Raw genomic sequence first — 14035 nt, 5'->3', positions numbered from 1 at the left:
AACAAAAAAAAGACGCCATTTCTGGCGCCTTTATATTGTTTACAAGCAGATGTAGACAACATATTTAGCACCACCACTTTTGCAAGTAGGAGTGATGTAGGTGTTCCCCACATCCCCACAATTAAAATTTGCCAATTTTAACTGTTCGGCAATGATTACCTTTCAAACATGATCCTAGAATGCCTTCTCCCATGTCTTACTCATTTACATTGCTACCTCTATCTATACGTTACATTAGAATAACATTAACAAAACTAATTGTCTACTCATTATTTGTTTAACTTATTTGTTAGCGATCAACACGCGCATCGTGTGTCATCGTACGTTCTGTTTGTTCCACCGTGAATGGGGACACATCTCCATAAATGGTATGTTTCAATGATGATAGTGCTGTTGCGAAGTTAATGGTATATTCTGGATCATAATTTTCTAAAATACCATGTAAAACACCTGCCGCAAACGCATCTCCCCCACCAATACGATCAATGATGTGGTCCATATCTTGAATCTTCGAATAATAAGTAATACCCTCTTTCCAAAACGCACCTTGTAACGTATTGTGGGTTGCTGAAATTACATTACGGATTGTTGCATAGAAAATTTGGATATTTGGATAACGTTCATGGATTTTCCCAAAATAGTAATCCAATTGTTCAATTTCTGTTGTTGATTGATTTGAATCTAATTCTTTCACACCAAGGAAGTTAATGGCATCCAATTTACCTGCTGATAAGTAATCGACATAAGGAAGAATACGTTTCAAGAAGACTGCACACTCTTCCACAGTCCACAATTTAGAACGGAAGTTGACGTCAAAGTTAACAACCAATCATTTTTCTTTAGCCGCTTTTATCAATTGATAAGTCACTTCAGCACTATCTTTAGAAAGAGCTGCCGTGATCCCTGTAATATGAAGCATGGTTTTTCCTTCTAATAGCTCATCAAAATTGATTTCGTCTACTTTCATTTCTGAAATAGCGGAATGAGCGCGGTCATAAATAATATTTGCGGCACGAGGACCAGCCCCTGCTTCTAGATAATAAGATACAATGCGGTTGCCACCATAAATAACATGGCTTGCATCGACTCCGTATTTTTGTGTATTTTTAATCGCAGTTTGACCTAATTGGTTGTTAGGTACTTTGGTGAAGTAAGTTGTTTTATGGCCTAAGTTAGCCAAGTTAATCGCAACGTTAGCTTCAGCTCCACCATAGTTTAAATTTAGACTAATCGTATCGTAAAAGTGAACCCCAACTTGAGTTGACAAGCGGACAAGTGTTTCTCCAACGCATAAAATATTTTGTTTCGTAACGGACCCTCTTTTTCTCTATTTTTTAAATGTTTACGGTTACAAATGTTATTAAAATTTAAATCCCTAGTAAAATTGCTTTTCTTTCCGAATAGGAAATCTTGTTTTTTAATAGGAAATGTTTCTTCTATTATAGAATATAAAAGAGAAGAGAACAACCCATTTTCACTAAAAAAGGCTGTCTCTTCTCTTTTATAAATAATGATAAACTTGTTTTAACTCTTGAATAATGTTTCTCTTCGTTTCCAAAATAGCAGAAATTACTTTTTCTTCTAATTCAGGTGTTCTGCGGTAAGTTGGCATACTCACACTAAAGGCGCCGTAATTCTTCCCATCCACTGATAAGGATGCACCAATACAGAAAACTTCGATTTGCTCTTCACTGTTTTCGAAGGCATAGCCGTGCTCTTGCACAAATTGAAATTCTTTTTCTAAATCATCGCGGTCTACACGTGTATTCGGGGTAAAGGCCGTCATCCTCACGGTTGAAAAATAATCATCCAATTCTGCTGTTGAACATTCTGCTAACACAGCTTTTCCCATAGCTGAGGCGTACATGGGTTTCGTAAATCCAATGCGAGATGTGGTGACAACAATGGGCTGGGTTGATTCTAGCTTATTGAGATACAGCATTTCGTTACCTTCACGAATGGACAGATGAACCGTTTCATCTAACAGACGATGCAACTCTTTTAAATAAGGATAAGCAATTTTTGAAATACTTAAATCCTTCAAATATTGGTTGGCGTATTTAACGAGACCACTACCCAATTGGTAGGTTTTCGTTTTGTCATTTCGGTGAATATAACCAATTAATTCTAAGGTAGATAAAATTTTAGATGCCGTTGAGTTTGTCATTTCTGTCTCTTTGGCAATCACATGTAAGGGCTGTGGCTCACTTTTGGAAGCTAGAAAACTCAATATCTTCTCAGCTTTCAGCAACACTGTGCCGTATGGTTGTGGTTGAGTCATTGTTATGCTCCATTCTGATTAAATCAATCGTTCTTTCAAATATAAGACAAATATAGGTGGTTTGCAAATCAAAATTTACTTTTAGGAAATTCAAATGTGTGAGATACTACTAAGCGTGACTGAAACGGAGGTAGCCCAATGATTTATATAAAAGAAGCTATTTTACATATTTTTGACTTAAACAGCAATGAAGCTATTTTTTCCTTTGCGGGATTGGATATTAGCGAGAAATTCACCTTAGATTATATTCATGCCAAAATTGAAAAAGTAGAAGATTCCGACAGCATGAAAACTGGTATGCTAGCTGACGAAAATCCATTAGTTCCAGTTTTTAATCGTATTGAAACGGATTTTATTGAAGCGACGAAAGAGTTAACGGAACAATTTTTTGCCATTACTAAAATCAATTCTGAAATTCCACCGGCAGATTTGTTATTTACACTCTTTACTATGGATGAAGTGCCTTGTTTAGGTTTGTTTAAACTGAATCATTCAGATTCAATTACTCATCATGTTTCCTATGAAGATGACACTTTGACGAATCAATTGATCGTGAATCGGTCAATTTTACCGAGTGCGCGCCAAGCTATTCAAGAAGGAATGGTATTAAACCTCACTAATATGGAATACCACGTCATTGAGAAAAAACATTTGATTGATGAGTTGGCAGAAAAAGTCTTCTACTTTACTGAGTTATTTTTAGAGGATAAGCCACAACCAAGCTTAAAGGAAAATATTGCAATTATTAAAAAGGCTGTTCAGAAAACGAGCAAGGCCTTTAACGACGAAGAATTCCAAGTTCTCGCTGAGACAAAAGAAGCTATTGTACATAGCATGAACGAGGAAAATGTCATTGATAATCAAGCCATTGCGGAGACCTTGTACGGCGATAACTATGCAAAAAAAGAAAAGTTTTTTGAGCAAATCAATGAGATGGGTTATGTCGACCGCGCTCCTGCTGAAGTAGCTGTAGCTGGACCAAAATATTCTAAACAAAAATTCCGTTTAGATAACGGGATTGAGATTAGTATCCCTCTAAAATTGTACAAAGATACCGAAGTTGTCGAATTTATTAATAATCCTGACGGAACAACATCCGTTATGATTAAGAATATAGAGAAAATCAAAAATTTATTCTAGGGTTGTCTCTTCTGAAGCTACATCTGAACGTTTTTGAACGCTGATCTTCCTCACAACCAATAAAAACAACCATCAGCTGGGATGAAAATCCTAGCTGATGGCTATTTGACTACATTTTATTTTTTAAAGAGCTACTAGTTCTAATTTTAAGTACTTAGCTATCTTCAACATCGCGAATTTACCTGTGACTTGTTCTGCATAGGAATGATAGTTAATATTGGTATTGCATCGTAGGCATAGGTTTGGATAAACTCACTAGCATTTTTTATTAAGTTACATTTTTTTCAACAATTCTGATTGTGTTCGATACAAGTCGTAATAGCGTCCTTTTTGACTAATCAGCTCCGTATGTGAACCCGATTCTAAAATTTGGCGGTTACCAATAAAGAAGATACGGTCACTATTTCGAATGGTCGATAAGCGGTGAGCAACGATAAAGGCTGTCCGCCCCTCTAGTAAATAATCCAATCCTTCTTGTAGCAGAATCTCAGTTTGGGTATCAATACTTGACGTTGCTTCATCCAAAATCAATACTTTCGGATCAGCCAATAAGGTTCTGGCAAAAGAAATCAATTGACGTTGACCAGCCGACAAGGTGCTTCCTCGTTCCTGAACAATCGTATGGTACCCTTCCTTTAAGTCCTTGATAAAATCATGAGCCCGTACTACTTTAGCAGCTTCAATAATTTCTTCCTCAGTTGCATCCAGTTTCCCATAACGAATATTATCCATAATCGTTCCTGAGAAAATAAAGGTGTCTTGCAACATAACCCCAACTTCATGGCGAAGTGATTTCAACGTCACATCACGAATATCAATGCCATCAATCAAGATTTGCCCTGCTTGAATATCATAAAAACGAGAAATCAGATTGGTAATAGTCGACTTACCTGCGCCAGTTGGACCAACAAGAGCAATGGTTTCACCTGGCTGAACATGGAATGACAAGTGTTCAAAAATGGGTTGCCCTTCCTGATAACCAAATGTTACGTCGCGGAAAACAACGTCTCCCTTAACAGGCGGCATTTCAAAGGCATCCTCAGCTTCTGTAATTAACGGATCTAAGTCCATCATTTCAAAAACTCGGTCCAAATAAACGGTTCCTGAAACGAGTGAATTATAGAAGTTACCCAAGTTAATAATCGGATTCCAAAAGTTATTCACATAAGCGACAAAGGCAATCAATACACCTGTCGATACATTAACACCTAAGCTCTTAATTCCCGCATAGTAAATGAAAGAAATCGTTACTGTAGCAATGACTTGAACAATAGGGCCTAGTAAAAACTGCATCCTAACAGCCTTCATCCAGGATGTTCGTTGTTGATCACTAACATCCGCAAAAATGTCAAAGTTCATATCTTCTCGGGTATAGGATTGAGTCGTTTTAATCCCTTCAATTGATTCATGAATATAGGCATTTAAATTCGACTGCTTTTCACTTAATTCCTCATAAGCCAACCGCTGTTTGTTTTTAATCACTAGCGTTACGATAAATAAAAGTGGCAGTAGCAAAAAGCTATACAAGGTTAAAACTGGGTCAATGGTGACCATGATAATTAAGGTCACCACAATACTTAAAATATCAGAGATAACCGTAATTAAACCAGACGATAAAATATGACTTAAGGAATTAATATAATTAACAATTCGCGTTAAAATCTTACCATGTGGACGTGAATCAAAAAATTTAAAGGACATTTCTTGCATATGATTAAATAAGTCAGAACGAATGTCCCTTAGCACATCCTGTCCTAAAGTTGTAATATTTAAAATACGATAACGGGTAGCTAAGCCATTTAAAATCGTTGCAACAGTATAAATAACGACTACCCAAACAAGTGCTTGTCGATTTTGAGTGGGAATGACTGTATCAATCACATAACTCGTTAAATAGGGTCCTAATATCAAGACGATATTGGAGAAAATAATAACCATTAACAGTTTCACTACAACAGACTTGTAAGGCAACAAATAACTACCTAGTCGTTTGAAATTCTGCGTATTAATTTTATTTTCTTTCATTTCAGAAAAGGCATTATTCATCTGATAGTTCCTCCTCTACTTCAGCCTGGCCGAGCTGTTCTTCATATATTTGATAGTAAGCGCCGCCCTTAGCCAGCAATTCTTCATGATTGCCACGTTCTACAATCTGTCCCTTCGATAAAATTAAAATAATATCGGCGTTTTTAACAGAAGAAATACGGTTTGCAATGATAATCGTCGTTTTCTGCTCACTCGTTTTTTTCAACCCTTCTTGGATTTTCACTTCTGTTTCCATATCGACAGCAGATGTGGTATCGTCCAGAATTAAAATAGATGGGTCTTTAATTAACCCACGTGCTAAAGACAAGCGTTGCTTTTGACCACCTGATAAGCCACTTCCACGCTCACCTAGGTATGTTTCATAACGATCGGGCATCCGTTCAATAAATTGATCAGCATCAGCTACTTCGGCTACACGACGAACGGTCTCAAAGCGAGCACCTGGTGTTCCATAAGAAATATTTTTACGAATCGTATCAGAGAACAAGAACACATCTTGCATCACAATCGCAACATTCCGTCGTAAGTCAATCACATTCATTTGTTTGACATCAATGCCATCTAGAAGAACACGGCCTTCCGTTGGATCAAAGAAGCGTGAAATCAAGTTAACTAAAGTGGACTTCCCTGAACCTGTTTCACCTAACACACCTAATGTTTGCCCAGCCTTCAACTTAAAGTTAATATCAGTTAAAACTTTTGTATCTGGATCATCCGAGAATGCAAAGGAAACATGCTGGAATTCGACATCACCTTGCAACTTATCAACTGTTTTTTGTGAGCTGACAGGAATTTGTGGTTCAGTTGCTAGCATTTGACGAATTTTATAGGTTGAAGCATTAAAATTCTGCAAGTCGTTGACATGGTTTCCGACATTACGCATAGGAATGTTCAACATCCAAATCAAGCCGTTAAAGGTGACTAAATTACCAATCGACATGGCCCCTTGAAGAACAAGCAAACCACCTAATCCAATCGCAATAATATTCATAAAGCCAGCGAATGTTTCAATAATTGGCAAATAAGTAGCGGAAACCTTAGCAGATGCCAAGTTTCGCTTTTTAAAATCTTCATTACGATGATTAAACTTCTCAATTTCAAATTCTTCACGTGCGAATGCTTTAACGACCTTATTGCCACCGATATGTTCCTCTACCATTGAATTTAAACGGGAGAAGCTTTCTCTAATATGGTAAAAGGCTTGGTTGGCTTCACGAGATAATAAAACCGTTAAAAGAGCTATCACAGGTGTCACCACTAACAAAGCAAGAGTTAAACGCCATTCAAATGCTGCTAAGAAAATAAGGGCTGAAATAAACAAAACAATATTATCTAAAATATTAAAATAAGCCCACGCTACTGCATGACGAATGGCATCTGTATCACCCGTCATTCGAGCCATAATGTCTCCTACTCGTGTCGTATTGAAGAAGGTGAAATCAAGTTCCTGCAATTTTATATAAAGCTCCTCGCGGATTTTATAGAGAACATTTTGACTAATTTGCTCAAATTGAAGTTGGAACACATAACGTAAAACCATTCGGATAACTGTTGATGCAATCATTAACAGCAATAAGGGTTCCAATAGATTTAATTCACCACTATTAATAACGCGGTCAACTAGAACACCACCGATATAAGGAGAGATAACGTTCATAAAAGCCGTCAATATCGTTAACAAACTTGCCCATGTCCACCCAAACCAATACGGGGTTAAATACTTAGTTACCCATTTTGTACTACTCATTAAACTAGCCGCCTTTCTTTCTTAATTTACAGATAGTTTAAAGGAAATACCCCTTGCTTCGAATGGACTATGCCCTCAAAACAGATGGACATTATTGTCAAAAGGCTTCGTCAAAACTACAATCAACTTTATTGCAACTGCTTACATTCGTGATATACTTTATGAAGAAATAAAAACGACTAGGAGGTGAGAAACCTGCTCACAATAAAAGCTAAAACATTCAACCCTGATGTGCTCTATGTCTTTGATGCTGATTCGACTGGCCCTCACTCTGGAAAGAACCACTACCATGATTTTTTTGAAATGACGGTCCTATTAGAAGGCGAATCCTTTTATAAAATACACGGTCAAGAACAGCTAGTTAAAGCTGGAACGATTTTACTCTTTAATCCAGGCGTAGAACACCATGAATATATTCCAGAAGGCAAAAGCAATAAACAACTTCACATTGGTATTCGCCACTTTACAATTGACCGTTTTCCACGTGATTATTTCCCATTAGATGCTACAAGCGTTCAATTATCAGAATACCACGACGACTTTTTCAATATCTGCTGGGAAATGGTTCGTGAACGCCATGAAGGAAAAAATGGTCATGAATTAATCTTAAAATCACTCGTTTTGAAGTTAATGGTTTATTTATTAAGAGATAAAGAGACGCAACCTCTAGAGGATAAGGCTCTCTTACTATCCGAAGATGAACAAAAACGTCAGCAACTAGTAACCGACATTAAAGACTACATTGAGTTAAACCATACGAAAGACCTCACACTCAATCAAATTGCTAAAGATTTATTCTCAAGTCCCGCAACTATTTCACGGGTATTTAAAGAGCAATTAGGTGATACACCGATTAATTATTTAATTCGTTACCGCCTAGAGAAAGCCAAAACGATGATGGAATCTTCTGATGATATCAGTGTGTCAGAAGTCTCACGCTTAATCGGTTATGATGACGCCTATTATTTTAGTAAATTATTTAAAAAGTATTATGGTAGCTCACCAACTAATTATGTAAAGCGATCCAAATAGTCGCCATATTGACTAAAAAAATAAATAGAAAATAAGTCACTATATTGTATTGCCAATTTTATATCAGTTCTGTTAAACTAAAAAAAAATTATTAACATGCCGTCCACTTACCCATCCTAAAATCAGGAGGACCACTATGACGACAATACCCACCGAGTCAGATTCAGGCTTTGAGACTCTACCTGAAAAAACCAAGTATCAACTTTTTTTACTGTTTGGTTTTTTATTAGCCTCATTGGCTTTTTTATTTAATAGTCCCAGCGAGATTTTCAGTGGTTTTTGGCTGATTATGCGGTCGCCCGCCAACTTGCTAACTGATTATATGGCACTTACTAGTCCAGGTGCAACTTTGATGAACGCAGCTGTGATGACCCTGCAGGCGCTGTACATTGTTTATTTTTGTAGAGCTAAAATAAACGGACCTGTTATCGCAGCCTTATTTCTAATAGCAGGCTTCTCCTTTTTTGGGAAAAACTTCTATAATTCTATGCCGATTGTGGCGGGGGCATTAGCTTATGCTTGGATTACCCATAACCCTTTAGAGAAGTCACTTTTGGCTGCTTTATTTGGAACGGCTCTCGGCCCCTTGGTCAGTGAGCTATCGTTTAACCAAGGACTTCCTCTACCTCTTGGTATGGCTTTAGGAATTATCGCCGGTTTTATCGCTGGCTTCTCTATACCACCTCTAGCAGGACATGTTATTACCTTTACTAAAGGCTTTAGTTTATATAATGTGGGCTTTACCTGTGGCTTTGTAGGAACAATCTTTATTTCCTTGATGCGGAGTTTCGGTATGCAAGTCGGCGCAGCATCCATTATTTCAACCGACTATACCTTCCCATTTGCCGTTATCTTACTTCTATTTTTTACTGTTTTATCTGTCTTTGGCTTTTTTCTAAACCACAAGACCTTTCACGGAATAAAAGAAATCTATCGTCATACTGGTCAGCTTTCAACCGATTATATTGAAATTGGTGGAATTGGCGCAACCATTATGAATATGGGCTGGTTAGGTATCTTTTCTACAGTGTTTATTTTAATGCTAGGAGGCGAATTAAGCGGTCCAGTAATTGGTGGCATTTTTAGTGTCGTAGGCTTTGGCGCATTCGGAAAAGATTTATTAACGTCTGCACCCATCATGCTAGGTGTCAGTTTGATGGCACTCATTACCCTACACGATATTCAGTCACCATCTATCCTTATCGCCGTTCTATTTTCAACAACCCTATCCCCTATAACGGGACGATACGGTTCGTTTGTAGGTATGATAGCGGGTATGTTGCATTTAACACTAGTCGTTAATGTCGGCTTTTTGCACGGTGGCGTTAATCTCTATAACAATGGTTTTGCGGGTGGTTTAATTGCCGCTCTTATGATGCCGATCTTAGAAGCCATCCACGTTCACCGTGCAGCCAGACTTAATCCAGATCGACCAGAAGTCGATCCTGCCGAAGAAGTAGAAACATTATAGGATAACAAAAACAGTTCACAGCCTTAGCGGATGTGAACTGTTTTTTCATAATAATAATCTGATAGCCGTAATAGCGGTCATGACCATAATGACGTATTTATAAGTGGTTTCACTGATATGACGGATCATCCAAATCCCGATTAGAGCGCCAATCCCTATAAAGGGAACAGAAAAAAGGGTGTACTTCATAGTGTCCATTGTGATGGTTCCCCATGAAAAGATATGGAAGGGAACCTTCAATAGGTTCATTAAGAAGAAAAACCAGGCAGTCGTCCCAATCATTGATTCCTTTTTTAAATTCTGAGCAAGAATATAGACATTAAAAATGGGACCCGATGCATTGCCTACCATGGATGAAAAACCACTTACTACGCCTACAAGCCAGTGTAACAGTCTATTATCAGGTAATTCAACCACTTGCTTTTGAAAGTGGCGAACGACTAGTAGTAGCAAACAAATGAGTACAATGATTCCTAAAATAATCTTAAATGTTGGTCATTCATCCTATTGCCAATCATTGATCCTAAGACAATCCCGACAATAACTGAGGGCATTAATTTAACCACATCACGGATATTGCCTTGTTTGCCATACTTAAAAATAGCGACTAGGTCACCTACTATAAGCATGGGTAACATAATCCCTGCAGATTCTTTACCTCCAAAAATTAAGGCTAACATGGCTACTGCTGGAATAGTTGCTCCTTGAATTCCTGCCTTGGAAAAGCCGACAATCACTGCTACTAAAACTAGCATAAGAACTTCCATTGTTTCTAAACCAAACATTAACTGCCTCCTTATTCTAAATTAAGAAGAAAGCTCGAACACTAAGTCCCAGCTTTCTTGTTCTATTTCACGTATTTTCCATAAACTTCTAATTGCGATAAAGCCGGAAACGGCGACTCATCGTCTGCTTTGATGAGCTCTTTTATTTCAACCCATTCCACTAGTCGTTTATCGATTGGAAAGAATTGAAGGTCAAGTGCTTTTTCCAATGGCACAACTTCTTGGCTACCATCGGAGAAAGCAAGTGTGGCTTGTGTCCAATAGCTATCGTGTGGAAAATCTGCTCTCAAGGCAATAGCAATGCGATCAATTTCTACCTCTTGTCCAAAGTAAACACGCAAGGCAGCATCTGCTTGCTGATTAATTCCCCACGATTGATATGGCCAATAGCCGTGTCCTTCATTAGCTAATACACCATCAATCGCATTACGTGCAAAGAATGTTGCTTCATTACGTGTTTCCACGTTAGCAACAGCGTGAGGATAGGCGTCCTCTTTTTTATTTTGATCAATTGGATTAAAGGCTAAATTACGATAAGCATAAACTTCATCTTCTCCTGGAACTGCAACCGAGATATAATGTCTCTCGCCCGAAAAAGCATGAAGCGGATAACTTCTCAAATTTTGCTCGGATGGTATTTCAAAATGCCAATTTTTTCCAGCTACAAAAATAATCGTTTCTGCCATGGCATCGTCTATTTTAACCTTTAGAAATTGTCTAGCACATGGTAACTCAATTTGAATACGGTCCCCTTCTTGATAAGCTTTTTCATAGAATAAATAACCGCGTTCAGAAATTGTTTTTTCTGCCAATAATTCTTGGTTTGAATTGACTATGGAAATTTTCAAAATATTTACTCATCATTAGTTAAAACTAGCATTGATCGTTTCCTTCACTTGTAAAATAGCTTGGCTCAATTCTTTCAATAGCGCATCATTTGCTCTAAAGATTGGAATACTGATACTGAAAGCGCCTAAAATAATCTTTTGACCACTTGCCGTTGTGTTAGTAATTGCAGCGCCTATACAATAAACGCCTTCTTCATTTTCCTCATCGTCCACAGAATAACCTAACTGACGAATTTCTTCTAATTCAGATAGCAACATTTGCGTGTTGGCGATTGTTTTATCGGTTTTCGCAACAAAATCATGGTTGTTAATGTAATTAATTAACTTTTTATCATCGAGTTCTGCTAAAACAGCTTTCCCCATACCAGAGCTATACAAGTCTTTTGTTTCACCTATTGCTGATGAAATACAAACAACTGGTCGACTTGATTGGAATTTATTCACTGTCACAATCTTTTCGTTCTGATAAACGCCTAGATGGACTGTCTCGTCAAAGTGATCATGAAGCGCTTCTAATTGATCATGGATATGTGATTCCAAATCCATCCGACTCATCTCTTTAGAGGAGTACTTAATCAATTTAAATCCAATCGAATACGTTCGATTCTTTTTGTTTTTAATCACGTAACCAATATGTTCAAGTGTATCTAAAATTTTCGATGCTGTTGACTTTGTCAGACCGGTATTTTCCGCAATACTAGCCAGTGCTTGCGGTTCATCTGATTCAAATAGGTATTCTAAAATAAGATCTGCTTTAATTAATACCGTGCCATATAATTTTTTATCTGTGGTTTCAGCCATCCTAACGCCCCCTCTCTTTCCTCTTTAACAAAAGAGGACAGCGTAGATGAAACATCTAAGCTGTCCTTACGATTCTAACCTATTTTATGTGTATTAGACAATATTCCTTACGGTTGTTTACCTAATGTTGCCAAAATTCCACCATCAACATATAAAATGTGCCCGTTTACGAAGTTTGATGCATCTGAAGCTAAGAATACAGCTGGTCCTTTTAAGTCTTCAGGCGTTCCCCAACGTGCAGCTGGTGTTTTGCCAATAATGAAGTCATTAAATGGATGACCCTCTACTCGTAATGGTGCTGTTTGTGGCGTTTCGATGTAACCTGGTCCAATACCATTACATTGAATATTATGCTCACCATATTCAGCAGCAATATTTTTCGTTAACATTTTAAGTCCGCCCTTAGCAGCTGCATAAGCACTTACTGTTTCACGTCCAAGTTCACTCATTAATGAACAGATGTTGATAATTTTTCCGTGACCTTTTTCAATCATTGAAGGTAATACTGCCTTAGCCATAATGAATGGACCTGTTAAATCAATATCAATTACTTGGCGCCATTCAGCAGCCGTCATTTCTGTCATTGGAATACGTTTAATAATTCCTGCATTGTTAACAAGAATATCAATAACGCCAACTTCTTCTTCAATTTGTTTAACAAGCGCTGTAATAGACTCTTCATTTGTTACGTCAGCAACATATCCGTAAGCTTCTAAGCCAGCTTCTTTATAAGCTGCTAGTCCTTTATCAACTAATTCTTGGTTAATATCATTGAAGACTACTTTAGCTCCTGCTTGTCCTAATGAGCTTGCGATTGAAAAACCAATACCATATGAAGCACCTGTTACAAGTGCTACTTTACCTTTTAATGAGAATGAATCCATATTAAAGTTTGTCATGTTTGTTCCTCCTGAACGGATGTAAGATTATTTCAAGTCTTGTGTTGGGATGAAGTCCATATCATCGTAAGTAATGTTTTCGCCACACATTGCCCAAATGAATGTATAGTCGGCTGTTCCAACACCAGAGTGAATAGACCAGCTTGGTGAGATAATCGCTTGTTCGTTTCCAACTACTAAGTGTTTTGTAGCAGTTGGTTCGCCCATCATATGAAAAACTCGTGTATCATCATTCATATCAAAGTATAAGTATGTCTCCATACGACGCTCATATGTATGCGAGGGCATCGTGTTCCATGCGCTTCCTTCTGATAGAATCGTGTAACCCATTTGTAGTTGGCAGCTCTCACATACATTTGGATGAATGTATTGGTAAATACGACGGTGGTTTAACGTTTTGCTATCACCTGTTACCATCGGAGTAATGTTATCGATTGCAATTTTTACAGTTGGGTATACTTTATGAGCTGGTGTAGATACCACATAAAACTTAGCAGGATCACTTGGATCATCTGATTTAAAACGTAGGTCTTTTGTTTCTTTTCCAATAATGGTTATTTTGTAAGGAGCTTTCCCTCTTTGTTAAAATCCATTTCCTATAAAGAAACAAAAAGAAGGAAGGCAAAGTTTATGCTTTGGCTTCCTTCTGGTCGTATAATAATTTAATTGTCATTATGAAACTCCTCTTGAGCAGTTGGTTTAGTAGCTGTTGTTAATTGAGTTTCCATAAAGAGCGATTGCTTTTTTTAATTCGTTTAGATATTTTTTTGTTCCTACTGACATAGTTGTCACCATCCTTTGAAAATCCTTTTGTTTAGTTATATTAACTAATCACAAGATTATGATAACTCATTTTCATAACTTTGCCAAACCGATTTAACTAACTTTTTTGAAATTGTTGTTAAAACAGCATTTAAAAATCAATTAGATTGTGAATTATCATATTATATAACAAAATTGTCACAATCAATATTTTTTCAAAATT

9 protein-coding genes, 3 pseudogenes and 1 riboswitch are annotated in these 14035 nt (G+C 37.3%); of the genes and pseudogenes, 3 read left to right on the top strand and 9 right to left on the bottom strand.

Annotated features, from left to right (window positions below; all coding sequences use genetic code 11):
* Window positions 1-57: 57 nt before the first annotated feature.
* Window positions 58-229, bottom strand: a riboswitch (Lysine riboswitch).
* A 60-nt stretch (window positions 230-289) separates the two neighbouring features.
* Window positions 290-1267, bottom strand: a pseudogene (locus tag BW721_RS12130) (sugar kinase).
* Window positions 1268-1501: 234 nt separating this feature from the next.
* Complete coding sequence (locus BW721_RS10605) at window positions 1502-2281, bottom strand: IclR family transcriptional regulator (protein ID WP_076768430.1); 780 nt, start codon at window positions 2279-2281, stop codon at window positions 1502-1504.
* Between the two features lie 138 nt (window positions 2282-2419).
* On the opposite strand from BW721_RS10605, the gene BW721_RS10600 reads away from it, so the two are divergent.
* Window positions 2420-3421 (top strand): nucleoid-associated protein, encoded by a 1002-nt coding sequence (locus BW721_RS10600; protein WP_076768429.1) that lies wholly within the window; start codon window positions 2420-2422, stop codon window positions 3419-3421.
* A gap of 273 nt (window positions 3422-3694) precedes the next feature.
* Here BW721_RS10600 and BW721_RS10595 read toward each other — a convergent pair whose 3' ends face one another.
* Together BW721_RS10595 and BW721_RS10590 are read right to left on the bottom strand one after the other, a co-directional pair.
* A complete protein-coding gene (locus BW721_RS10595; protein WP_076768428.1) occupies window positions 3695-5467 on the bottom strand; it encodes an ABC transporter ATP-binding protein in 1773 nt (590 codons plus the stop codon).
* Window positions 5460-7214, bottom strand: a complete 1755-nt coding sequence (locus BW721_RS10590) for an ABC transporter ATP-binding protein (RefSeq protein WP_076768427.1) — start codon at window positions 7212-7214, stop codon at window positions 5460-5462. Before BW721_RS10590 ends, BW721_RS10595 begins: the two co-directional genes overlap by 8 nt.
* 186 nt (window positions 7215-7400) lie before the next feature.
* Here BW721_RS10590 and BW721_RS10585 point away from each other — a divergent pair, with 186 nt between their 5' ends.
* Both BW721_RS10585 and BW721_RS10580 read left to right on the top strand, forming a co-directional pair.
* Window positions 7401-8246: a helix-turn-helix domain-containing protein gene (locus BW721_RS10585; protein WP_083686872.1), complete on the top strand. Its 846-nt coding sequence runs from the start codon at window positions 7401-7403 to the stop codon at window positions 8244-8246.
* 136 nt (window positions 8247-8382) lie between these two features.
* A complete protein-coding gene (locus BW721_RS10580; RefSeq protein ID WP_076768426.1) occupies window positions 8383-9717 on the top strand; it encodes a DUF1576 domain-containing protein in 1335 nt (444 codons plus the stop codon).
* 45 nt (window positions 9718-9762) lie between these two features.
* On the opposite strand, the pseudogene BW721_RS12265 reads toward BW721_RS10580, so the two are convergent.
* The 5 genes and pseudogenes from BW721_RS12265 to kduI all read right to left on the bottom strand — a co-directional run.
* Window positions 9763-10472: pseudogene (locus tag BW721_RS12265) on the bottom strand (sulfite exporter TauE/SafE family protein).
* 92 nt (window positions 10473-10564) lie between these two features.
* The gene (locus BW721_RS10570; RefSeq protein ID WP_232222920.1) at window positions 10565-11350 is read right to left on the bottom strand and encodes a hypothetical protein; all 786 of its coding nucleotides are present in this window, start codon (window positions 11348-11350) and stop codon (window positions 10565-10567) included.
* Between the two features lie 15 nt (window positions 11351-11365).
* The gene (locus tag BW721_RS10565; protein WP_076768424.1) at window positions 11366-12151 is read right to left on the bottom strand and encodes an IclR family transcriptional regulator; all 786 of its coding nucleotides are present in this window, start codon (window positions 12149-12151) and stop codon (window positions 11366-11368) included.
* A 107-nt stretch (window positions 12152-12258) separates the two neighbouring features.
* The gene (locus BW721_RS10560; RefSeq protein ID WP_156892246.1) at window positions 12259-13050 is read right to left on the bottom strand and encodes a gluconate 5-dehydrogenase; all 792 of its coding nucleotides are present in this window, start codon (window positions 13048-13050) and stop codon (window positions 12259-12261) included.
* 27 nt (window positions 13051-13077) lie between these two features.
* A pseudogene (gene kduI, locus BW721_RS10555) lies at window positions 13078-13599 on the bottom strand (5-dehydro-4-deoxy-D-glucuronate isomerase); the annotation flags it as partial.
* Window positions 13600-14035 lie beyond the last annotated feature (436 nt).

This window comes from Jeotgalibaca sp. PTS2502, assembly GCF_001975685.1.
Taxonomy (GTDB): Bacteria; Bacillota; Bacilli; order Lactobacillales; family Aerococcaceae; genus Jeotgalibaca; species Jeotgalibaca arthritidis.
The sequence above is the reverse complement of the archived record's forward strand: the minus strand, read 5'-3'. Positions and strand labels throughout refer to the sequence as shown.